We start from the raw sequence: 21,032 nt of genomic DNA on the forward strand, positions 1-21,032 counted from the left end.
GCGTCACGCTTATCGCGTTGAGGAGGCGCATATTACGCTCCTCACTTCGAAAGTCAAGCGCTTGTTTTCGCTTTTCTTTCGGCGCCCACTTCACGAGGAAGCTGGCTCATCAGTCCGGCGTGTTCTGCCGTGCTGGTAGGGGCGCATTATAGGGAGCCAGGCCGCGATGACAAGGGGAAATATGCAAAAAAGCCTGCTTTTTGCGATCCATCGATTCGAATGCCTATAAATCAAACAAAAAGCCCCGCATCGGCGGGGCGTTAACGAGCAATGACGCGGGTTTGCTACCTTTTTGACCAAAACTCCCGTGCAAAACTGCGCACCTTTTCCCAATCGGTAAACTCGAGATCCTTGCTGGTGTCCGTGCTGCCCCCGGTCAACCTCATGATCAGCTGGATGATGCGGGTCTGCCACCAGTTATAGCGGGAGTATTGCAGCGCACCGGCAAACACCCCCAGCGTCTTCGGCTTCCACGGCGAGAGGCGCAGGAACTTCTTCATATAAGCATTGGTTTGCGGTGTCTGCTTCTCGGGCTTGCGCGCCGTCAGGTTGACACAGAAGAAGGCCGCATTGGCCACTTCCAGCTGTTCATGATGTGCATGGATAAAGTTGAGCAGGCTGGGATGGAAGTTGCCGTAACGAATAGAGGCGCCGATCAACACCTTCTTGAACTTGCTGAGGTTGCACATGGGCAGGGTATGCAGGTCATGCATCACCACCTCGCATCCTGGCATCTCTTCCAGCATGGCATCCACGATTTTCCGTGTTTGGCCGTCCCGAGAAGAATAAAGCACCAAAATCTTATCCATACCTACCTCAACTACGCCAGAATGCAGGAGTAAACAGTACCAGAAGTGTGAAAATTTCCAATCGGCCAAACAGCATGGCGACCACCAGGATCCACTGGGCCGTCGCCGAGATATTGCCGAAGTTGCTGGAGACCTCCCCCAAGCCAGGCCCCACGTTGGTGAAGGCGGCCGCCACGGCCGTGAACGCGGTCACCTCGTTCAACCCCGTCATCAGCAACAGCAGCATGAAGATGAAGAACAGGATGATATAGGTGGCGAAGTAGCCCCACACCGCCTCGACGATCCGCTCCGGCACCGCCCGCCGCCCCAGTTTGAGGGTATAGATGGCGCGTGGGTGCACCAGCCGCTTGAGCTCACGCATCCCCTGCAGGAACAGGATCATGAAGCGCATCACCTTGATACCGCCCCCGGTGCTGCCGGCACAACAGCCAATAAAGGCAGAGAACATCAGCAGCATGGGCAGGAAAGAGGGCCAGTCGGCATAGCTGGTCGTGCTATACCCCGTAGTCGTACCGAGGGACACCGCCTGGAACAGACCGTGGTTGAGTGCCTCCTGCCAGGTGGCGTAGTGGCCGTGGAGCAGCAGGGAGACGAAGCAGATCAGCACCAGTACCCCTTGAATGGCCAGAAACACCTTCAATTCCGAATCGCGCAGATAACTGCTCAGCCGGACCGGCTTGTGGGCGAACACCATGAAGTGCAGGGCGAAGTTGACGCTGGCCAGCAGCAGGAACAGCACCGTGATCAGGTTGATGGCCGGGCTGTTGAAGAAGCCGATGCTGGCATCGTGGGTCGAGAAGCCCCCCACCGACAGGGTGGAGAAGGAGTGACAGATGGCATCGAACAGGGTCATGCCGGCCATCCAGTAGGCCAGGGCGCAGAGCGACGTCAGCAGCAGATAGATGAACCAGAGCGCCTTGGCCGTCTCGGCGATGCGCGGGGTGACCTTGTTGTCCTTGACCGGCCCCGGGATCTCGGCACGATAGAGCTGCATGCCCCCGATGCCGAGCAGCGGCAGGATGGCGACCGCCAGCACTATGATCCCCATGCCCCCCAGCCACTGCAGCAGCTGGCGATAGAAGAGGAAGGCCTTGGGCAGGTTGTCCAGCCCGGTCAGCACGGTCGCACCCGTGGTCGTCAGGCCGGAGAAGGATTCGAAGAAGGCCTCTGAGACCGTCATGCCGGGCACCTCGCCCAGCAGGAACGGCAAGGCCCCCACGCTGCCCAACACGACCCAGAACAGCACGACGATAAGAAAACCCTCCTTGGAGCGGAGGTCTTTCTTATGATGGCGGTTCGGGAACCAGAGCAGGGCACCGAGCAGCAGGGCGATGAAGAAGGAATTGACAAACTCGGCACCGCCACCGTCACGGTACCCAAAAGCGACCATCGCGGGCAGCAGCATGGTCGAGCTGAATAGCGCGACCAGCAGGCCAACGATACGAATAATGCTCAGAATCTGCATTCTGGCTCCCTCTTCAGGCTAAAAGAGCGATGGATTCTAGCCATCTAAGGGACGAAGAGATACCCGGCCATGAGTCCTATCTGTCAGTTCCTGGGCAATCCGGGTCCAGATGGCGGCATCCCAGGACACCTGCAGACGGACCTGCTGACCATAATCGGCCGTCAGCAACTGACCCTGATGGGCGGAGATCAGCGCCTCCACCGCGCCCATGTCGGTATAGTCACAGCAGATAAGGGAGCTGGCTTGCGGGCGTTGAATCCGGGTCTCGAGCCGCTTGAGCGCCGCCCCCACCCCGCCGCCATAGGCCTTGACCAGGCCGCCGGTGCCCAGCAGTACGCCACCGTAGTAACGCACCACCACGGCCGCGATCTCGCCGACACCTGAGCCCATCAGCTGGGCCAGCATGGGCTTGCCCGCCGTGCCCGAGGGTTCACCGTCATCGCTGAAACCGTACACCTGGCTATCCTGTGGCGCCCCGGCGACAAAGGCCCAGCAGTGATGCCGGGCCGTTGGGTGTTGCCGCTTGACCTCGCCGATCCAGGACTTGGCATCCTCGACCGTGGGGGTGTGAGCCAGCAGGGTGATGAAGCGACTCTTCTTGATCTCCTCACTCAATTCCATTGGCGCCGCAGGGATGGCATAGGCTGCCGCCATCAGAGCCCCGCTTGTCTGGTGAGATTCTCCACCCCGTTGGCATGCAGCACCACGTTGTCCTCGATGCGAATACCACCGAAGGGACGCAGCGCCTCGACCTTGTTCCAGTTGACACGCTTGCCCTGATCGCCCTGACGCAGCGGCTCCAGCAGGCTGTCGATGAAGTAGAGGCCGGGCTCGATAGTAAACACCTGACCCACCTCCATCACCCGAGTGCAGCGCAGGTAGGGGAACTGCTCGGGTGCCGGCAGATGGGTGCCGCGCTCGTCCTGCATGAAGCCACCCGCATCGTGTACCTGCAGGCCGAGGAAGTGGCCAAGGCCATGGGGGAAGAACACATTGGTGACGCCGGTGTGGATCATCTCGTCCACCGACATGTCCACCAGTTCCACGGCCTGTAACAGGCGCGCCAGCCTGTGGTGCATCTGCAGGTGTAGCTCGCTGTAGCGGCGACCCGGTTTGATCTCCTTGATGATCTCCTGCTGCTGCGCATCCAGCGCCGCGATCAGATCGGCGAACTCGCCACGGCGCCAGGCCCAGGTGCGGGTGATGTCGGAGGCATAACCGTGATAATCCACCCCGGCATCGATCAGGAAGGAGTGGCGCTCCGCATCCGGCACCCGCTGGGTAGACAGGTGGGTGTAATGGAGGATGGCGGCGTTGCGGTTGATGGCGATGATGTTGCCATAGGGTGCCTCATTGGCGCCCTGCCCAACCGCCTTCATATAGGACAGGTTGATCTCGAACTCGCTCGCCCCGGCCATGAAAGAGTCCTTGGCGGCGATATGGCCACGCACGCCGATGCGGTTCGCCTCGCGCAGACACTCCAGCTCATAGGGCGTCTTGTAGGCGCGGTGATAGTGCAGGTAGTTGAGCACGGCCTCCGGGTTGGGCTGGCCCAGCCCCAGCAGCTGGCCCACCTCGAGGTGACCGCCCAGATAGGCCCACTCCTGCTTGTCGGCGGGCAGATAATCCGCCACCTGCTCCGGCTTGGTCAGGAAGCGAATGTCGAAGAAGTCGACCCAGAAGGCATTGGGCAGGTCCGCCACCTTGTGCCAGAAATCCACCGGGCGATAGAACAGCAAGACCGGCTTGCTCACCCCATCCACCAGCAGCCAGCAATGGGGATTGTCCAGCACCGGCAACCAGGCCTTGAAGTGTGGATTGACCTTGAAGGGGTAATCCTGATCGTCGAGGAAGATGCGGTGTGTCTGGCCCGAATGAATGGCCAGGCCGCCGAGCCCCTGCTGTTGCAGTATGTCGCGGGTGCGTTGCTGTAGGGTGTCGAGGTGCTGGGCAAAAAGTTGACTGTAACTGCTCATGGCGTCCTGCTCCGGGCAAATGTGGCTTCAGCATAACATCAAGCGAATTCTGGCTCGAACCGTCAAGCTGTCGCTTCGTGAGGTAACGCATAGGTTACAAGGATTTTGTTATGAAACAAAAACCAACCATTAACAAATAAAGAACAATTCAATACACTGCCAGCAGATATAAGCAGTCAGGAACAATTCATGCACAACCTTTGCCTGTGGCAACCGGATCAGGACAGGATGCAAGGCTCCAACCTCCATCAGTTTATGGCCGAGGTCAACCACTTCCACGACCTGCAGCTGCGCAGCTATGCCGACCTGTACCAATGGTCGGTGGAGAAGACCACCCGCTTCTGGCCGCTGGTGTGGCAGCACTGTGGCGTCAAGGGCGAGCTGGGCAACATAGTGGCGGAGAACCGCCAGGACATGCAGCGCTCCCGCTGGTTCCCGGACAGTCGCCTCAACTTCGCCGAGAACCTGCTGCGCCGCCAGGACGAGAGCCCGGCCATCATCTCCCGCATCGAGGGAGGGGCGAGCCAGACCCTGAGCTGGGCCGAGCTGGGGGCGCGTGTCGCCCGCCTAAGCCAGTGGTTGCGTGCGCAGGGCATAGGGCGCGGCGATGTGGTCGCCGCCTATCTGCCCAATATTCCGGAGGCCGTGATCGCCATGCTGGCCACCACCAGCCTGGGGGCGGTCTGGACCTCTACCAGCCCCGATTTCGGCGAGGCCAGCGTGGTGGAGCGCTTCGGTCAGACCCGGCCCCGGGTGCTGTTCGCGGTGGACGGTTATCGTTACAACGGTAAGGGGATCGACATTCAGGCCAAGGTGGCCAGCGTGGTCGGCCAGATCGACAGCATAGAGCAGACGGTGATGATCCCGCTGCTCGGCCATCCCCTGTTGCTCGGCCAGGATTGGCAACAGATCCTGGCCAGCCAGCCGGATGCCAGCCTCAGCTTCGAACCCATGGGCTTCAACGATCCGCTCTACATCCTCTATTCGTCAGGCACCACCGGCAAACCCAAGTGCATAGTCCACGGCATCGGCGGCACCCTGCTGCAGCACCTCAAGGAGCATCAGCTGCACTGCGACGTCAAGCCGGGGGAGCGGGTGTTCTACTTCACCACCTGCGGCTGGATGATGTGGAACTGGCTGGTGAGCGCCCTCGCCTCCGGCGCCACTCTGGTGCTCTACGATGGCTCTCCCTTCTACCCGGACGGCAACGTACTCTGGGATCTGGCCCGCGACGAACAGGTCAGCCTGTTTGGCACCTCCGCCAAGTACCTGGATGCCTTGCACAAGCAGGGTTATGCCCCGATCAAGACCCATGAGCTGCCGGCCCTGCGGCTGATCTGCAGCACCGGCTCAGTGCTCTCGCCGGAGGGGTTCGACTATGTCTATCAGGGGATCAAAAAAGATGTACAGCTCAGCTCCATCTCCGGCGGCACCGACATCTGCTCCTGCTTCGTCATCGGCAACCCCTTGAGCCCTGTCTATCGCGGCGAGAGCCAGGGCCGTGGTCTGGGGCTGGCGGTGCAGGTGTTCAACGAGGCGGGCCAGCCGGTGCAGGGCGAGAAGGGGGAGCTGGTCTGCACCAAGCCGTTCCCGGCCCAGCCCATCTACTTCTGGGGCGACGAGAACGGCGACAAGTATCACGCCGCCTACTTCGATCGCTTCGACAACATCTGGTGCCACGGCGACTGGATCGAGCTGACCGACACCGGCGGCGTCCTCTTCTATGGCCGCTCCGATGCCACCCTCAACCCGGGTGGCGTGCGCATCGGTACCAGCGAGATCTACCGCTACGTGGAGCAGTTAGGCGAGGTGGAGGAGAGCATCGTCATCGGCCAGCAGTGGCAGCAGGACGAACGGGTGGTGCTGTTCGTCAAGCTCAGGGCCGGGCTGCGGCTCGATGAGCTGTTGCGTGAGCGTATCCGCCAGCAGATCCGCCAGCACTGTACCGCCCGCCATGTGCCCGCCCGCATCCTGCAGGTGGATGCCATCCCCCGTACCAAGTCCGGCAAGATAGTGGAGCTGGCGGTGCGCGAGGTGGTGCACAACAGGCCCGTCAACAACACCCATGCCCTCGCCGATCCCGAGGTATTGAACCAGTACCGCAACCGGCCGGAGCTGGCCAGCTGAGCCGGACCAGCAGAATAAAGGCGCCTCCTGGCGCCTTTATTCTGTCTCATCACCCAGAACGAGTTTTTACTCGAGATCTGTTAAACAATTGTTTTAAATAGGTGTTGAAATTGTCTTATTTTGGATCAATAGTGAGCCTCGCCCCCTGCTGGGGAGAAAGGAGCAAAGCCCCCCACCGCGTGGGAACAAGGAGACACTCTCATGATCTACCAAGGCGAAACCCTGTCGGTCAGCTACCTCGAACACGGCATTGCCGAGCTGAGGTTTGATGCCCCGGGTTCAGTCAACAAGCTGGATCGCGCTACCCTGCTCTCGCTGAGCGAAGCGATCGCCGCATTAAAACAAGAACGTGAACTAAAAGGTCTGATCCTCACCTCTGGCAAAGACGCCTTTATCGTCGGCGCCGACATCACCGAATTCCTGGAACTGTTCGATCTGCCGCAAGAAGACTTGCTCGGCTGGCTGAAGAAAGCCAACGACATCTTCAGCGCCATCGAAGATCTGCCGGTCCCGACCCTGTCCGCCATCAAGGGCCACGCCCTGGGCGGCGGCTGCGAAACCATACTGTCCACCGATTTTCGGCTGGCCGACAGCAGCGCCAGGATTGGCCTGCCAGAGACCAAACTCGGCATCATGCCGGGCTTTGGCGGCACAGTCCGCCTGCCGCGGGTGATCGGTGCCGACAACGCACTGGAGTGGATCACCACCGGCAAGGATGTCCGTGCCGATGATGCCCTCAAGGTGGGTGCCATCGATGCCGTGGTCGCCCCGGATGCCCTGCACGGCGCCGCCCTGCAGATGATGAGAGACGCCATCGCCGGCAAGCTGGACTGGCAGGGCCGTCGCGCCGCCAAGAAGGCCCCACTGCGCCTCTCCAAGCTGGAAGCCATGATGAGCTTCAGCACCGCCGCCGGCATGGTCGCAGCGGTGGCAGGCAAGCACTACCCGGCCCCGATGATGGCCGTGAAGACGGTCGAGGCCGCCGCCGGCATGAGCCGCGACGAGGCGCTCAACGTCGAGGCGCAAGGCTTCATCAAGCTCGCCAAGACCGACGTCGCCAAGGCCCTGGTCGGCATCTTCCTCAACGATCAGCACATCAAGGCGCTGGCCAAGAAGGCCGCCAAGCAGGCCGCCAAGGCCACCAGCCACGCCGCCGTGCTCGGTGCCGGCATCATGGGGGGCGGTATCGCCTACCAGTCCGCCAGCAAGGGCATTCCGGCGGTGATGAAGGACATCAACGAGAAGGCACTGGCGCTTGGCATGGGCGAAGCCACCAAGCTGCTCAACGGCCAGCTCGAGAAGGGCCGTATCGACGGCATCAAGATGGGCCAGGTGCTCTCCGCCATCACCCCCACCCTGAGCTATGACAGCGTCAAGCAGGTGGATCTGGTGGTCGAGGCCGTGGTCGAGAATCCCAAGGTGAAGGCCGCCGTGCTGGGCGAAGTGGAAGCCATCATAGGTGATGACGCCGTGCTCGCCAGCAACACCTCCACCATCCCCATCTCCCTGCTGGCCAAGGGGCTGAAGCGCCCGCAGAATTTCTGCGGCATGCACTTCTTCAACCCGGTGCACCGCATGCCCCTGGTGGAGATCATCCGCGGCGAGCAGACCAGCGATGACACCATCAACCGCGTGGTGGCCTACGCCGCCGCCATGGGCAAGTCACCGGTGGTGGTCAACGACTGCCCTGGCTTCTTCGTCAACCGGGTGCTGTTCCCCTACTTCTTCGGCTTCAACCAGCTGGTCGCCGATGGCGCCGACTTCGCCGCCGTCGACAAGGTGATGGAGAGAGAGTTCGGCTGGCCCATGGGCCCGGCCTACCTGCTGGACGTGGTCGGCATCGACACCGGTCACCATGCCGGTGACGTCATGGCCCAGGGTTTCCCGGCGCGCATGAGCAAGACCAGCCGCACCGCCATCGATGTGATGTATGACGCCAGCCGCTTCGGTCAGAAGAATGGCAAGGGCTTCTACGCCTACGAGCAGGACAAGAAAGGCAAGCCGAAGAAGGTGGCCGATGTCGCCGCTTACGAGCTGCTGGCCCCGATTGCCAAGCCGAAACAGGATTACGACAAGGACGCCATCATCGCCCGCATGATGATCCCCATGATCAACGAAGTGGTGCTCTGCCTGGAGGAAGGCATAGTCGCCACCCCGGCGGAAGCGGACATCGCGCTGGTCTATGGGCTGGGCTTCCCTCCCTTCCGTGGTGGTGTGTTCCGCTATCTGGACACCATAGGTCTGGATCGTTACGTGGCCATGGCCGACCAGTATGCCGATCTGGGCCCGCTCTACCGCGTCAGCGACAAGCTGCGTGCGATGGCCGCCCAGGGCAAAACCTTCTACTGATTGCGGAGAGGAGATCCATTCATGAAAGACGTAGTCATTGTCGACTGTATCCGGACCCCCATGGGCCGGTCCAAGGGCGGCGCCTTCCGCAACGTGCGTGCAGAAGATCTGTCCGCGCACCTGATGAGCTCCATCCTGCTGCGCAACCCCAACCTCGATCCGAACGAGATCGAGGACATCTACTGGGGCTGCGTGCAGCAGACCCTGGAGCAGGGCTTCAACATCGCCCGCAACGCCGCCCTGCTGGCCGGCATTCCCAAGCAGGTCGGCGCCGTCACCGTCAACCGCCTGTGCGGCTCCAGCATGCAGGCGCTGCACGATGCCTCCCGCGCCATCCAGGTGGGTGACGGGGACATCTTCATCATCGGCGGCGTCGAGCACATGGGTCACGTGCCCATGAGCCACGGCGTCGACTTCCACCCCGGCATGGCCAAAACGGTGGCCAAGGCCTCCGGCATGATGGGGCTGACCGCCGAGATGCTGGGCAAGCTGCACGGCATCAGCCGTCAGCAGCAGGACGAGTTTGCCGCCCGCTCCCACCGCCGCGCCCATGCCGCCACCCTGGAAGGACGCTTCGCCAGGGAGATCGTCGGGCTGGAAGGCCATGACGCCAGCGGCGCCCGCTTCTTCTACGACTACGACGAGGTGATCCGGCCGGAGACCACAGTCGAGACCCTGGGCCAGCTGCGCCCGGTGTTCGACCCGGTCAACGGCACCGTCACCGCCGGCACCTCCTCGGCCCTGTCCGACGGCGCCGCCGCCATGCTGGTGATGAGCGCGGATCGTGCCAAGGCGCTGGGGCTGACTCCCCGTGCCAGGGTACGAGCCATGGCCATCGCCGGCTGCGACGCCGCCATCATGGGTTACGGCCCGGTGCCCGCCACCCAGAAGGCGCTCAAGCGTGCCGGTCTGACCGTCGGCGACATCGACCTGTTCGAGTTGAACGAGGCCTTCGCCGCCCAGTCCCTGCCCTGCGTCAAGGATCTGGGGCTGCAGGATCTGGTGGACGAGAAGGTGAACCTGAACGGCGGTGCCATCGCCCTGGGCCACCCGCTCGGCTGCTCCGGTGCCCGTATCTCCACCACCCTGATCAACCTGATGGAAGAGAAGGATGCCACCCTGGGGGTCGCGACCATGTGTATCGGTCTGGGCCAGGGCATCGCCACCGTGTTCGAGCGGGTGTGATGAACTGAAAGTCGCTGATCCGGCCATCTCGGCTCGATCAGGGTATCGCCCGCACTCGTGGGTGAGGGCGATACCGAATTGTCTGCTGTGGGGTCGGTCTGACCGACCCGTCATCGAGTCTGTGGAGATCGCCACACGAGGTGATCTCTTGCCGTCGGAATCTGCGTGTTGGCCGCCCCGTTTGGGTCGGCCTTTTTTCTTCTCAACCCCGGATCTGGGGCTATATTGCCCATAACCTCACATTAGGAGGGGGGCTTGCTTGCTTTTTGCCCCCTCGACAGGTTCAATCTGCACAAAAAAATGGGTGGATGCACATACATATGTCAACGAGCAAACAATTGCTGATCGTCGACGACGACCAAGAGATCCGCGAGCTGCTCAACGAATACCTGAGCCGGGCCGGCTTTCAGGTATTGACGGCGGCAGGGGGCGACGAGATGCGTCAGCAACTCGCCCAGCACAGCCCGGACCTGATCATTCTGGACATCATGATGCCCGGCGACGACGGCTTTACCCTCTGCCAGCAGATCCGTCGCGACTCTCAGGTGCCCATCATCATGCTGACCGCCGCCTCCGATGAGGCGGATCGGGTGATCGGCCTCGAACTCGGCGCCGATGACTACATCGCCAAGCCGTTCAGCCCGCGCGAGCTGCAGGCCCGCATCAAGGCGCTGCTGCGCCGGGCCGAGTTCCGCCAGCCGGAAAAAGAGAAGGAGCCGAGTCGTCGCCTGCGCTTCGCCGACTGGACCCTGGACACCCTGAGCCATCAGCTGACCCACGACGACGGCAGCCTGCTGGATCTCTCCGGCAGCGATGCCCTGCTGCTCGGCATGTTCCTGCAGCAGCCCGGCGTGGTGCTGGACAGAGACACCATCTCGGATGCCACCCGGGGCCGCGAGAGCCTGCCGATGGAGCGCGGCATCGACGTGCAGATCAGCCGCCTGCGCCAGAAGCTCGGTGACAACGGCAAGAGCCCGCGCATCATCAAGACCATACGGGGCAGCGGCTACATGCTGATCGCCGAAGTCCACGAGATCCCATGAAAGACCAGACGTTCTGGCAGGCGCAGCGCCATAGCAGCGGCTACCCGCTGATCGACAAGAGGCACGAGATCCCATGAAAAGCCGGCGGTTCTGGCAGGCGCTGGTGCCCCGCTCCCTGCTGTCGCGGATGCTGTTGCTGTTGCTGCTCGCCATCCTGCTCTCCCAGACCATACTCACCGGCATCTGGATGCAGCAGATCCAGAAGCGGGAGCTGGAAGGCATGCTCAGCACCACCCGCAACCTGGCGCTGTCGGCCGCCTCCACCGTCAACTTCTTCAAGTCCCTGCCGCTGCAGTACCGCCATATCGCGCTGGACCAGCTGCGCAACATGGGGGGCAGCCGCTTCTTCGTGTCGCTGAACGAGGAGGAGATCCACATCAGCGCCATCCCGGACAGCGAGCGCAAGACGCTGGTGCTGAAGGAGGTGGAGGAGGTGCTCGCCCGCAAGCTCTCCGACGCCATGGCCATCAAGGTGGACTTCTCCCGTCCGGAAGAGCTGCACGTCTTCAACAACGACACCCTGCTGGCGGATCTGCCCTCCTCCTGGGCCCGCTACACCCTCTCCCTCGAACCCATCAACCCCCCGGTGCTGGTGACCCAGATCGAGATAGAGCCGGGGGAGTGGCTCTACCTGGCGGCCCTGTTGCCCGCCCCCTACATGACGCTCGACGATACGGTGATGCCGAGCAACCAGGTGCGCTTCATCGCCCTGATGACGGTGTTCCTCTGCTTCTTCACCTTCCTGCTGGTGCGCTGGCAGACCCGGCCGCTGCGCCGGCTCGCCAAGGCGGCGGTCAATCTCGGCAAGGACATCGATCAGCCTCCCCTCAAGGAGGAAGGGGCCTCCGAGATAGTGGCGGCGACCCGCGCCTTCAACATCATGCAGCAGCGTATCCGCCGCTTCATCGATGACAGGGAGCGGCTGTTCAGCTCCATCTCCCACGATCTCAAGACCCCCATCACCCGGCTGCGACTGCGGGTCGAGCTGCTCGACAACGAGACCCAGATCGCCAAGTTCAGCAAGGATCTCGACGAGCTGGAGCTGATGGTGAAGGGGGCGCTGCAGACGGTGAAGGAGACCGACATCCACGAGAACATCGAGCTTATCGACGTCAATCTCCTGCTGGAGCAGATGGCCGAGGCCATGAACCTGCACGAGGACCGGCTCACCATCGAGGGGCACTGCAAGTGGCCCTATCGCGGCAAGCTGCTGGCGCTCAAGCGCTGCATCGGCAATCTGGTGGACAATGGCATCAAATATGGCCAGAAGGTGCGCATCATCATCATGGATGACGAGGAGATGCTGATCCTGTTCATCATGGACGAAGGCCAGGGCCTGCCGGAAGATCAGCTGGAGCGTATCTTCGAACCCTACTACCGGTTGAGCTCGGATCCCTCGGGGACCGGTCTCGGCCTCGGCATCGCCCGCAACATCGCTCACGCCCACGGCGGCGATCTGGTGCTGGAAAATCGCCCGCAGGGTGGCCTGCAGGCCACCCTCTCCCTACCAAGGTAGTAACCTTATGAAGTGGTTGTCTTTTTCTGTCATAGCCCTGTTGTCCCTGCCGGTCGGCGCCGCCCAGGTGGAGGTGCTGCACTGGTGGACGTCCGGCGGCGAAGCCAGGGCGGTGGAGGTGCTCAAGTCGGAATGGGCGGAGCGCGGCAACCAGTGGAACGACTTCGCGGTGCAGGGCGGCGGCGGCAAGAGCGCCATGACGGTGCTCAAGAGCCGGGCGCTGGCGGCCAACCCGCCGGAGGCGGCGCACCTCAAGGGCTATGAATTGCACGAGTGGGCCGGGCTCGGCTTCCTGCGCGACCTCAGCCCCATGGCCGAACACCTCGGCTGGTACCCGCAGCTCTCCCCCATGGTGCGCGAAACCCTCAGCCAGAACGGCGCCCTGATGGCGGTGCCGACCGGCATCCACAGAGTCAACTGGCTGTGGCTCAACCGCAAGGTGTTCGAGCGGCTGGGGCTGACCCCGCCCACCGACTGGAACCAATTCGTAGCGGTGGCGGAGCAGCTCAAGGCGCAGGGAGTGGCGCCGCTCGCCATCGGCAACGAGCCCTGGCAGCTGGCGGTGCTGTTCGAAACGGTGGCGCTGGGGGAAGGCGGCAAGGCGTTCTACCGCAAGGCCTTCCTGGAGCAGGACGAGGCGACCCTGACCGGGCCCGACATGGTGCGGGTGCTGACCCGCTTCCAGCAGTTGCGCGGCTACGTGCCGGAGAAGTATGCCGGGCTGAAGTGGCACCAGGCCACCAACCTGCTGGAGAGTGGCGGCGCCGCCATGCAGATCATGGGGGACTGGGTGAAGGGGGAGCTGAGCGCCGGCAACTATCGGCCAGGGGAGGATATCGAATGCCTGCCCAGCCCGGGTAGCCAGGGGCTGTTCAGCTACAACCTGGACTCCATCGCCATGTTCAAACAGCGGGATCCCGCCCAGATACAGGCCCAGGGCGAGCTGGCCCAGTTGCTGATGACGCCGAAATTTCAGGAGGAGTTCAACCGGGTGAAGGGCTCCATCCCCGCCCTCAACCAGCCGGACATGAGCAGGTTCGATCGCTGCGCCATCCGCTCCTACGAGGACTTCCGGCTGGCGGAGCGCGATGGCAACCTGCTGCCCAGCATGGCGGAGGGGATGGCCACGCCGACCAACATGCGCCAGGCGATCATGGATGTGCTGAGCAACTTCTTCAACGATACCAAGGCCAATCCCGAGCAGACGGCGCTGCAGCTGGAGCGCGCCATGCGCTCGACCCGCTCCGGTGCCGAGCAGAAATGACAAAGGCGGATCCTGTCCGCCTTTGAGTACCGGGAGAGCCTGAGTGGCTCAGGAGCGATCATTCTCGTCTTCGTCCTCGTCGTAGTAGTCGCTGAGCTCGATCCAGAGCCCCAGACCGATCATCACCATGGCACCAAACCAGGTACCAGTGTTTCCAATCGGGCTGCCCAACACTATCATGGCGAAAGACAGGAACCCCATGCCTGCGTAGGCTTGTAATCTGCCGTAGGAGACCTGCATATTCACACCTCCTTGTTGAATATGGTTCAATTTTTATATTACTCATCGAGCCGGGAGTGGATAGGGCCTGATCACATTTTGGTTACATATGCTGCATATCGCCCTGTAATTTGATTATTTTTTCGCCTTGAGTATTATTGGCAGCTGAATTGGTTGAAGGTTGATTATTGATGAGTGCTTTATTCTGCGATGCAACCCATGAATTGGACGCAATTGGGCTTCGTTGCCCCGAACCCGTGATGATGGTGCGCAAGAAAGTGCGGCTGATGGCCGAGGGGGAGACCCTGCTGGTCAGTGCCGACGATCCCTCGACGACCCGCGACATCCCCAGTTTCTGCCGTTTCATGGATCACACCCTGATCGCCAGCGAAACCGAGCAGGCCCCTTATCGCTATCTGATCCGCAAGGGTCAATGAGCCCAGTTCCGGAGCAAACATGACAGCCATTACCCGAATCGGCACCACGGCCCGCTGGTCAGATGTGGTCATCCACAACGGCACCCTCTATGTGGTGGAAGTCCCCGCCACCGAGAGCGCCGACATTCACCAGCAGACCCGCGAGGTGCTGGACAGCCTGCAGCGTCTGCTGGAGGCCAACGGCTCCGGTGTCGACAAGATCCTGATGGCCAACATCTACCTCAAGGACATAGCCGACATCGCCGCCTTCAACGCGCTGTGGGATGCCTGGCTCCCGGCCGGTACCGCGCCGGTGCGTGCCTGCGTGCAGGCCCGTCTCGCCCACGAAGGCTACAAGGTAGAGGTCCAGCTGACCGCCGCGGTCTGAATCGAAGCGGATGACTCCCTCCGGCAGGAGGCGTGACGCCAAACCTCCAGATAGCAAAAGCCCCGCCAGCGAACTGGCGGGGCTTTTTCGTTGCACGAGTCTAATTGATTATCAGGCGGTCGGCGTCAGGGTGATGGTCACCCGACGGTTCTGGGCCTTGCCGGCGGCGGTGCTGTTGGTGGCAACCGGCTGATCCGGACCCACTCCGCTGGTGGCGATGCGGCTACCGGCCACACCCTGACCGATCAGCTGGGCGGCGACGGCATCGGCGCGCTGGGCGGAGAGCTTCATGTTCAGCTCGCGGGAGCCGGTGCTGTCGGTGTGACCAACCACGTTCAGACGGGTCTTGTCGAACTCGGCCACTACCATGGCCACCCCGGACAGGGTGTTGGCACCGGCCGCCTTCAGCTGGGCGCTGGAGCTGTCGAAGGTGACGTTGTTCGGCATGTTCAGGATCAGCTGATCGCCGCTACGGGTCACGCTGACACCTGTGCCTTGCAGCTTCTCACGCAGCTTGGCTTCCTGCACATCCATGTAATAACCGATGCCGCCACCCAGGGCGGCGCCAGCGGCCACACCGGTCAGGATCCCCTTCTTGCGATCCCCCTTGCTGGAGGAAAGCGCACCCACGGCGGCGCCCGTCGCGGCACCGGCCAGCGCCCCCCAGGCCCCCTTGGAGGTCTGGGATTCACCGGTATAGGGATTGGTGGTACAGCCGGACATGGCGATGGTCAGAGCAAGCGCTGGAACTAGTTTCTTGAAATGCATGGGAAAAACCTCTGAAAAAACCGACTCGAGCCGGACGAGTCGCGCATTCTACCTCAGAGGGGCGCCAGAGTGTGACGCGCACGCATCACGGAAATGAACAAGGGGGCCTAAGCCCCCTTGTATCTTGATCACGACGGCATGGTTGCCATCACGCTCGCATCGCCTGCCCATGCAGGTCGCTCATCAGTATTTGATGTCGCGAGCCTCGTCACGGCCTTCCTGCTTGTTCTGGCGATGTTCCTGACGGCAATCGGCATTGCCGAACACACCACTGCGGCAATCTTGCTTGGCTTGGCGGGATTCCTGACGCGTGTCCTGGCGCACATCGCGGGCATCACGGCGTTGTTCCGCCTGTTCGGTTGCCAGTACCGGCGCGGCGGCCAGCAAGGCGGTAGCTGCAAGCAGCACAAATACGGACTTTTTCATGGTGACTCCTTGGCTAGGCGAAATACACCGGCTTGGCGTTACTGAAATTATACACTGAGGCCAACATGGCCGCGGCAAGGGGCCTGGTTATGGTGCCCACTTGCAAGCGGCCGCTCGGGATCAGTATTTGATGTCGCGGGCCTCGTCGCGGCCTTCCTGCTTGCTGTCACGGTGCTCTTGACGGCAATCGGCATTGCCGACCAGGCCTTCGCGGCACTCTTGCTTGGCGTCGCGGGACTCCTGACGGGTGTCCTGACGCACATCACGGGCATCGCGGCGCTCCCCGGCCTGTTCGGTGGCCTGTGCAGGCAGAACAGCCAACAGGGAACTGGCGGCCAACAGCGCGAATACGAACTTCTTCATGATTAACTCCACAGGGTAGACGGGATACATGGATATCACGTCACTAGATTATATACGGAACCACGACTAGCAACGTCCGGCAGGGCGATCCCCTGCAGACTTGTCTGGGTCATTCACGCCGATGAGCCGAGCCTGGGAGGGTCCAGTCAGACCCGCCAGCAGGGTGGACGCTTGAGATCAGTATTTGACGTCGCGGGCCTTCTCCCGAACATCCTGCTTCACTTCACGCTTGTCCTGGCGGCACTCGTAGTTGTCCTTGTTGTTGGCCTGACGACAATCTACCTTGGCCTCCCGAACCTCGGGGCGCACTTCCTGGCGCACATCGCGGGAATCCTGGCGATCGGTCGCCTGGGCAGGCATCACGGCCAGCAAAGAGCTGCAAGCCAGGATCAGGCCGCCAAGGGCACGTACACGGGATGGGATCAATAACATGGGGATTTCCTCAAAATGGTTAGGCGGATTTTGAGCAGCGATCACTGTATGCCAACTGAACCGGTGAGCTAATAATGGAGCCACCCTACCCCCGTTGGCACTCGGCATGGCAGGGGCAGGTCACCAGATGATCGTTCACCATCCCCACAGCCTGCATGAAAGCGTAGCAAATCGTACTGCCGACGAAGGTGAAACCGAGTTTCTTGAGCGCCTTTGCCATAGCGTCAGATTCTGACGAGGTAGCCGGGATGTCACCATTATCCTGGCGCCGATTGACGATGGGGGCGCCGCCGACGAAGCCCCAGAGGAAGTCGGCGAAGTCGATCCCCTGCGCCTCCAGCGCCAGATAGGCCCTGGCATTTTTGATGATCGACTGGACCTTAAGGCGATTGCGGATGATGCCGGTGTCTTGCATCAGCCGCGCCACATCCTGCTCGTCGAAGGCGACGATGAGCCCGGGGTCGAACCCGGCATAGGCGCGGTAATAACTGTCGGTGCGCTTGAGGATGGTGATCCAGGAGAGACCCGCCTGCTGACCATCCAGGCAAAGTTTGGCAAACAGCTCGCGCGAGTCGTGCACCGGCCGCCCCCACTGTCTGTCATGGTATTCGATATATTCCGGGTCCTTGGTCACCCAGGCGCAGCGTAGTTCCATTCCTTATCCCCTGTCATTTTTCCGATGCCCGACATGCCGACTGCTGCGGTGACTTCCTGTGGTAAACATCCCGGCCCAACCAGGCCCGGCACGGCGCCACCCCATGAATCCCCTGCAATTTCGCCTATTATCCGACCATGCCAGACGGTATACTCCTTCGGTTCACATTCAGCAAATCTTGCTCTGATCTCATTTCGCGCGAAAAACACTATGCAAAAATTCGATGTCAAAACCTTTCAGGGCCTGATCCTGCAGCTGCAGGACTATTGGTCCCGCCAGGGCTGTACCATCATTCAGCCGCTGGATATGGAAGTGGGTGCCGGTACCTCACACCCCATGACCTGCCTGCGCGCCCTGGGCCCCGAGCCCATCGCCTGCGCCTACGTGCAACCGTCCCGCCGTCCGACCGACGGCCGCTACGGTGAAAACCCGAACCGCCTGCAGCACTATTACCAGTTCCAGGTGATCATCAAGCCTTCCCCCGACAACATTCAGGAACTCTACCTCGGCTCGCTGAAAGAGCTGGGCATGGACCCTGAGATCCACGACATCCGCTTCGTGGAAGACAACTGGGAAAACCCGACTCTGGGTGCCTGGGGTCTGGGCTGGGAAGTCTGGCTGAACGGCATGGAAGTGACTCAGTTCACCTACTTCCAGCAAGTGGGCGGCCTGGAGTGCAAGCCGGTGACCGGCGAGATCACCTATGGTCTCGAGCGTCTGGCCATGTACATCCAGGGCGTCGACAGCGTCTATGACCTGGTGTGGTCCGATGGCCCGCTGGGCAAGACCACCTATGGCGATGTGTTCCACCAGAACGAGGTGGAGCAGTCCACTTACAACTTCGAACACGCCGACGTGGACTTCCTGTTCCACTGCTTCGAGCAGTACGAGAAAGAGGCCCAGCACCTGCTGGCTCTGGAAACGCCGCTGCCGCTGCCCGCCTACGAGCGGATCCTGAAAGCCGCCCACTCCTTCAACCTGCTGGATGCCCGCAAGGCCATCTCGGTCACCGAGCGTCAGCGCTACATACTGCGCATTCGCACCCTGACCAAGGCCGTGGCCGAGGCGTACTACGCCTCCCGCGAAGCGCTGGGCTTCCCCATGTGCAAGCGCAGCGACGAAGAGAACAAGCAAGGTTAAGGAACGGACATGGCACAACATACATTTCTGGTAGAGATCGGCACCGCTGAGCTGCCGCCCAAGGCGCTGCGCACCCTGGCCGAAGCCTTTGCCGACAACCTCAAGGGCGAGCTGACCAAGGCCGATCTGGCCTTCGGCGACGTCGAGTGGTTTGCCTCACCGCGCCGTCTGGCGCTGAAAGTGCACGCGCTGGCCGGCGAGCAGCCGAGCAAGAGCGTCGAGAAGCGCGGCCCGGCCGTCTCCCAGGCGTTCGATGCCGACGGCAAGCCGACCAAGGCCGCCGAAGGCTGGGCCCGTGGCAACGGCATCACAGTCGAACAAGCCGAGCGTCTGGTCACCGACAAGGGGGAGTGGCTGGTCCACACCGCCAAGGTCGAAGGCCGTCCGGCCAAGGATCTGCTGGGTGAGCTGGTCGCTGCTGCGCTGGCCAAGCTGCCCATCCCCAAGATGATGCGCTGGGGCGACAAGACCATCCAGTTTGTGCGTCCGGTGTTCACCGTGACCCTGCTGCTGGACGGCGATCTGGTGCCCGCCACCATCCTGGGGATCGACTCCGCCCGCACCATTCGCGGTCACCGCTTCATGGGCGAGCCCGAGTTCCAAATCGACAACGCCAGCCAGTACCCGCAGATCCTGCTGGAAAAAGGCAAAGTGGTTGCCGACTTCATGGCCCGCAAGGCCAAGATCAAGGCTGACGCCGAAGCGGCCGCTGCCGCCTTCGGTGGCGTCGCCGATCTGGACGACGCCCTGCTGGAAGAAGTCACCGCCCTGGTCGAATGGCCGGTGGTGCTGACCGCCAACTTCGAAGAGAAGTTCCTGGCGGTGCCGGCCGAGGCGCTGGTGCACACCATGAAGGGTGACCAGAAGTACTTCCCGGTCTACGACAAGAGCGGCAAGCTGCTGCCGAAGTTCATCTTCGTCACCAACATCGAGTCCAAGGACCCGAGCCAGATCATCAGCGGCAACGAGAAGGTGGTGCGCCCCCGTCTGTCTGACGCCGAGTTCTTCTTCAAGACCGACCTCAAGCAAACCCTGGCCTCCCGCCTGCCGCGCCTCGAGACCGTGCTGTTCCAGCAACAGCTCGGCACCGTCAAGGCCAAGGTCGAGCGCATCGAAACCGTCGCCGGCTTTATCGCCGAGCGCATCGGTGCCAATGTGGCTCAGGCCAAACGTGCCGGTCTGCTCTCCAAGTGCGATCTCATGACCAACATGGTCGGCGAGTTCGCCAGCACCCAGGGTGTCATGGGGATGCACTACGCCCGTCACGACGGCGAAGACGAAGTGGTGGCCGTGGCCCTCAACGAGCAGTACATGCCGCGCTTCGCCGGTGATGCCCTGCCGTCCGCGCTGGAAGCCTGCGCCGTCGCGCTGGCCGACAAGCTCGACACCCTGGCCGGTATCTTCGGCATCGGCATGCTGCCGAAGGGTGACAAGGACCCGTTCGCCCTGCGCCGCGCCGCCATCGGTGCCCTGCGCATCATGACCGAGAAGCAGCTGGATCTGGATCTGGTCGAACTGGTGGAAGAAGCCGTGCGCGTCTACGGCGACAAGCTGACCAACAAGACCGTCGTCACCGACGTGGTCGACTTTATGCTGGGCCGCTTCCGCGCAGCCTATCAGGACGAAGGCATTGGTGCCGACGTGGTGCTGGCCGTACTGGCCCGCCGCCCGACCCGCCCGCTGGACTTCGATCGCCGGGTCAAGGCCGTCAGCCACTTCCGCAGCCTGGATGCCGCCCTGGCCCTGGCCGCCGCCAACAAGCGCGTCAGCAACATCCTGGCCAAGGTGGAAGGCGAGCTGCCGACCGCCGTCAAGCCGGAACTGCTGGTCGATGCCGCCGAGAAGGCGCTGGCCACCCAGGTTGCTGAACTGCAAAGCGAGCTGGCACCGCTGTTTGCCGCCGGTGACTACCAGGCCGCCCTCACCCGTCTGGCCGCCCTGCGCGAGCCGGTCGACACCTTCTTCAACGAGGTGATGGTGATGGCAGAAGACGAGGCCCTCAAGGCCAACCGTCTGGCACTGCTCAACAACCTGCGCAACCTGTTCCTGCAAGTAGCGGATATCTCCCTGCTGCAGTGATCTTGTTAGTCTGGATGAAAACGGCCCCTAGTGGGGTCGTTTTTTACTAACAAGTAAATAAATATCTATATAATCCAATCTGTATCTTAATTTTTTAACTTCTTCTTTATCTCATCCAAACCATCCACAACATCCTTATCAGGGTTTGATATACAATATTGTGCGATATACTCGGCTAAAATACTAATATTCACCCCCCGGAAATTATCTCTACCTGTAGAGTAATTATAAGCACTAATAAATCCAGCAAGCCAACTCCCAGTGTAGACGTTAAAATCTTGGACATCTTTATCACTATATGACTCAACCCATGATTTACAGTTATAATAGCCATATACACTAAATTCGCTGTCAGCAGAAATAGCCATGGTTGATAGCAAACAGCATAATCCAACGAAAATCATCTTCATAT

The 21,032-nt window shown here is 61.6% G+C and carries 21 protein-coding genes; 10 read left to right on the forward strand and 11 right to left on the reverse strand.

The features are described 5' to 3' along the window. Positions 1-284 precede the first annotated feature (284 nt). The 4 genes from hemG to pepQ are packed head-to-tail and all read right to left on the reverse strand — an operon-like array spanning position 285 to position 4,250. Complete coding sequence (hemG, locus tag EL255_RS20635) at positions 285-809, reverse strand: menaquinone-dependent protoporphyrinogen IX dehydrogenase (protein WP_042651613.1); 525 nt, start codon at positions 807-809, stop codon at positions 285-287. A gap of 7 nt (positions 810-816) precedes the next feature. Then, positions 817-2,274 (reverse strand): TrkH family potassium uptake protein, encoded by a 1,458-nt coding sequence (locus tag EL255_RS20640; RefSeq protein WP_042651614.1) that lies wholly within the window; start codon positions 2,272-2,274, stop codon positions 817-819. A gap of 36 nt (positions 2,275-2,310) precedes the next feature. Then, entirely contained in the window at positions 2,311-2,928 is a 618-nt protein-coding gene (locus EL255_RS20645; protein ID WP_042651615.1) for a YigZ family protein, read from the reverse strand. Then, positions 2,928-4,250, reverse strand: a complete 1,323-nt coding sequence (gene pepQ / locus EL255_RS20650) for a Xaa-Pro dipeptidase (RefSeq protein ID WP_042651616.1) — start codon at positions 4,248-4,250, stop codon at positions 2,928-2,930. Before pepQ ends, EL255_RS20645 begins: the two co-directional genes overlap by 1 nt. 189 nt (positions 4,251-4,439) lie before the next feature. On the opposite strand from pepQ, the gene EL255_RS20655 reads away from it, so the two are divergent. From EL255_RS20655 to EL255_RS20680, 6 genes are all read left to right on the forward strand, one after another. Beyond that, positions 4,440-6,377: an acetoacetate--CoA ligase gene (locus EL255_RS20655; protein WP_042651617.1), complete on the forward strand. Its 1,938-nt coding sequence runs from the start codon at positions 4,440-4,442 to the stop codon at positions 6,375-6,377. 201 nt (positions 6,378-6,578) lie between these two features. Continuing rightward, complete coding sequence (gene fadB / locus EL255_RS20660) at positions 6,579-8,726, forward strand: fatty acid oxidation complex subunit alpha FadB (protein ID WP_042651618.1); 2,148 nt, start codon at positions 6,579-6,581, stop codon at positions 8,724-8,726. Positions 8,727-8,747: 21 nt separating this feature from the next. Beyond that, entirely contained in the window at positions 8,748-9,911 is a 1,164-nt protein-coding gene (fadA, locus tag EL255_RS20665; RefSeq protein WP_033132552.1) for an acetyl-CoA C-acyltransferase FadA, read from the forward strand. Positions 9,912-10,231: 320 nt separating this feature from the next. Continuing rightward, on the forward strand, positions 10,232-10,954 hold the full coding sequence (locus EL255_RS20670; RefSeq protein ID WP_033132551.1) for a response regulator: 723 nt from the start codon (positions 10,232-10,234) through the stop codon (positions 10,952-10,954). A 73-nt stretch (positions 10,955-11,027) separates the two neighbouring features. After that, positions 11,028-12,470 (forward strand): ATP-binding protein, encoded by a 1,443-nt coding sequence (locus EL255_RS20675; protein WP_042651619.1) that lies wholly within the window; start codon positions 11,028-11,030, stop codon positions 12,468-12,470. Positions 12,471-12,477: 7 nt separating this feature from the next. Continuing rightward, positions 12,478-13,734, forward strand: a complete 1,257-nt coding sequence (locus tag EL255_RS20680; RefSeq protein WP_042651620.1) for an ABC transporter substrate-binding protein — start codon at positions 12,478-12,480, stop codon at positions 13,732-13,734. 48 nt (positions 13,735-13,782) lie between these two features. On the opposite strand, the gene EL255_RS20685 is transcribed toward EL255_RS20680, so the two are convergent. Continuing rightward, positions 13,783-13,974 carry a hypothetical protein gene (locus tag EL255_RS20685; protein WP_042651621.1) on the reverse strand — a complete coding sequence of 64 codons (192 nt, stop codon included), beginning with the start codon at positions 13,972-13,974 and terminating at the stop codon, positions 13,783-13,785. A 170-nt stretch (positions 13,975-14,144) separates the two neighbouring features. Between EL255_RS20685 and tusA the strand changes: the two genes are divergently transcribed. Both tusA and EL255_RS20695 read left to right on the forward strand, forming a co-directional pair. Further along, on the forward strand, positions 14,145-14,390 hold the full coding sequence (gene tusA / locus EL255_RS20690) for a sulfurtransferase TusA (protein ID WP_042642635.1): 246 nt from the start codon (positions 14,145-14,147) through the stop codon (positions 14,388-14,390). A gap of 19 nt (positions 14,391-14,409) precedes the next feature. Continuing rightward, positions 14,410-14,757, forward strand: coding sequence for a RidA family protein (locus tag EL255_RS20695; RefSeq protein WP_042651622.1), 348 nt, complete (start codon positions 14,410-14,412; stop codon positions 14,755-14,757). 111 nt (positions 14,758-14,868) lie between these two features. Here EL255_RS20695 and EL255_RS20700 read toward each other — a convergent pair whose 3' ends face one another. The 5 genes from EL255_RS20700 to EL255_RS20720 all read right to left on the reverse strand — a co-directional run bounded on the left by EL255_RS20700 (position 14,869) and on the right by EL255_RS20720 (position 17,401). Then, positions 14,869-15,525 carry an OmpA family lipoprotein gene (locus EL255_RS20700; RefSeq protein ID WP_042651623.1) on the reverse strand — a complete coding sequence of 219 codons (657 nt, stop codon included), beginning with the start codon at positions 15,523-15,525 and terminating at the stop codon, positions 14,869-14,871. Positions 15,526-15,708: 183 nt separating this feature from the next. Further along, positions 15,709-15,951, reverse strand: a complete 243-nt coding sequence (locus EL255_RS20705) for a hypothetical protein (protein WP_042651624.1) — start codon at positions 15,949-15,951, stop codon at positions 15,709-15,711. 120 nt (positions 15,952-16,071) lie between these two features. After that, positions 16,072-16,314 carry a hypothetical protein gene (locus EL255_RS20710; RefSeq protein ID WP_042651625.1) on the reverse strand — a complete coding sequence of 81 codons (243 nt, stop codon included), beginning with the start codon at positions 16,312-16,314 and terminating at the stop codon, positions 16,072-16,074. A 177-nt stretch (positions 16,315-16,491) separates the two neighbouring features. After that, positions 16,492-16,746 carry a hypothetical protein gene (locus EL255_RS20715; protein WP_042651626.1) on the reverse strand — a complete coding sequence of 85 codons (255 nt, stop codon included), beginning with the start codon at positions 16,744-16,746 and terminating at the stop codon, positions 16,492-16,494. A gap of 85 nt (positions 16,747-16,831) precedes the next feature. Beyond that, positions 16,832-17,401, reverse strand: coding sequence for a DNA-3-methyladenine glycosylase I (locus EL255_RS20720; RefSeq protein WP_042651627.1), 570 nt, complete (start codon positions 17,399-17,401; stop codon positions 16,832-16,834). 210 nt (positions 17,402-17,611) lie between these two features. On the opposite strand from EL255_RS20720, the gene glyQ reads away from it, so the two are divergent. Next, complete coding sequence (glyQ, locus tag EL255_RS20725) at positions 17,612-18,541, forward strand: glycine--tRNA ligase subunit alpha (protein WP_042651628.1); 930 nt, start codon at positions 17,612-17,614, stop codon at positions 18,539-18,541. A gap of 9 nt (positions 18,542-18,550) precedes the next feature. Beyond that, complete coding sequence (gene glyS, locus EL255_RS20730; protein WP_042651629.1) at positions 18,551-20,620, forward strand: glycine--tRNA ligase subunit beta; 2,070 nt, start codon at positions 18,551-18,553, stop codon at positions 20,618-20,620. An 86-nt stretch (positions 20,621-20,706) separates the two neighbouring features. On the opposite strand, the gene EL255_RS20735 is transcribed toward glyS, so the two are convergent. Next, on the reverse strand, positions 20,707-21,030 hold the full coding sequence (locus EL255_RS20735) for a hypothetical protein (protein WP_126623434.1): 324 nt from the start codon (positions 21,028-21,030) through the stop codon (positions 20,707-20,709). Positions 21,031-21,032 lie beyond the last annotated feature (2 nt).

It is taken from the genome of Aeromonas encheleia (assembly GCF_900637545.1).
GTDB classification, from domain to species: Bacteria; Pseudomonadota; Gammaproteobacteria; order Enterobacterales; family Aeromonadaceae; genus Aeromonas; species Aeromonas encheleia.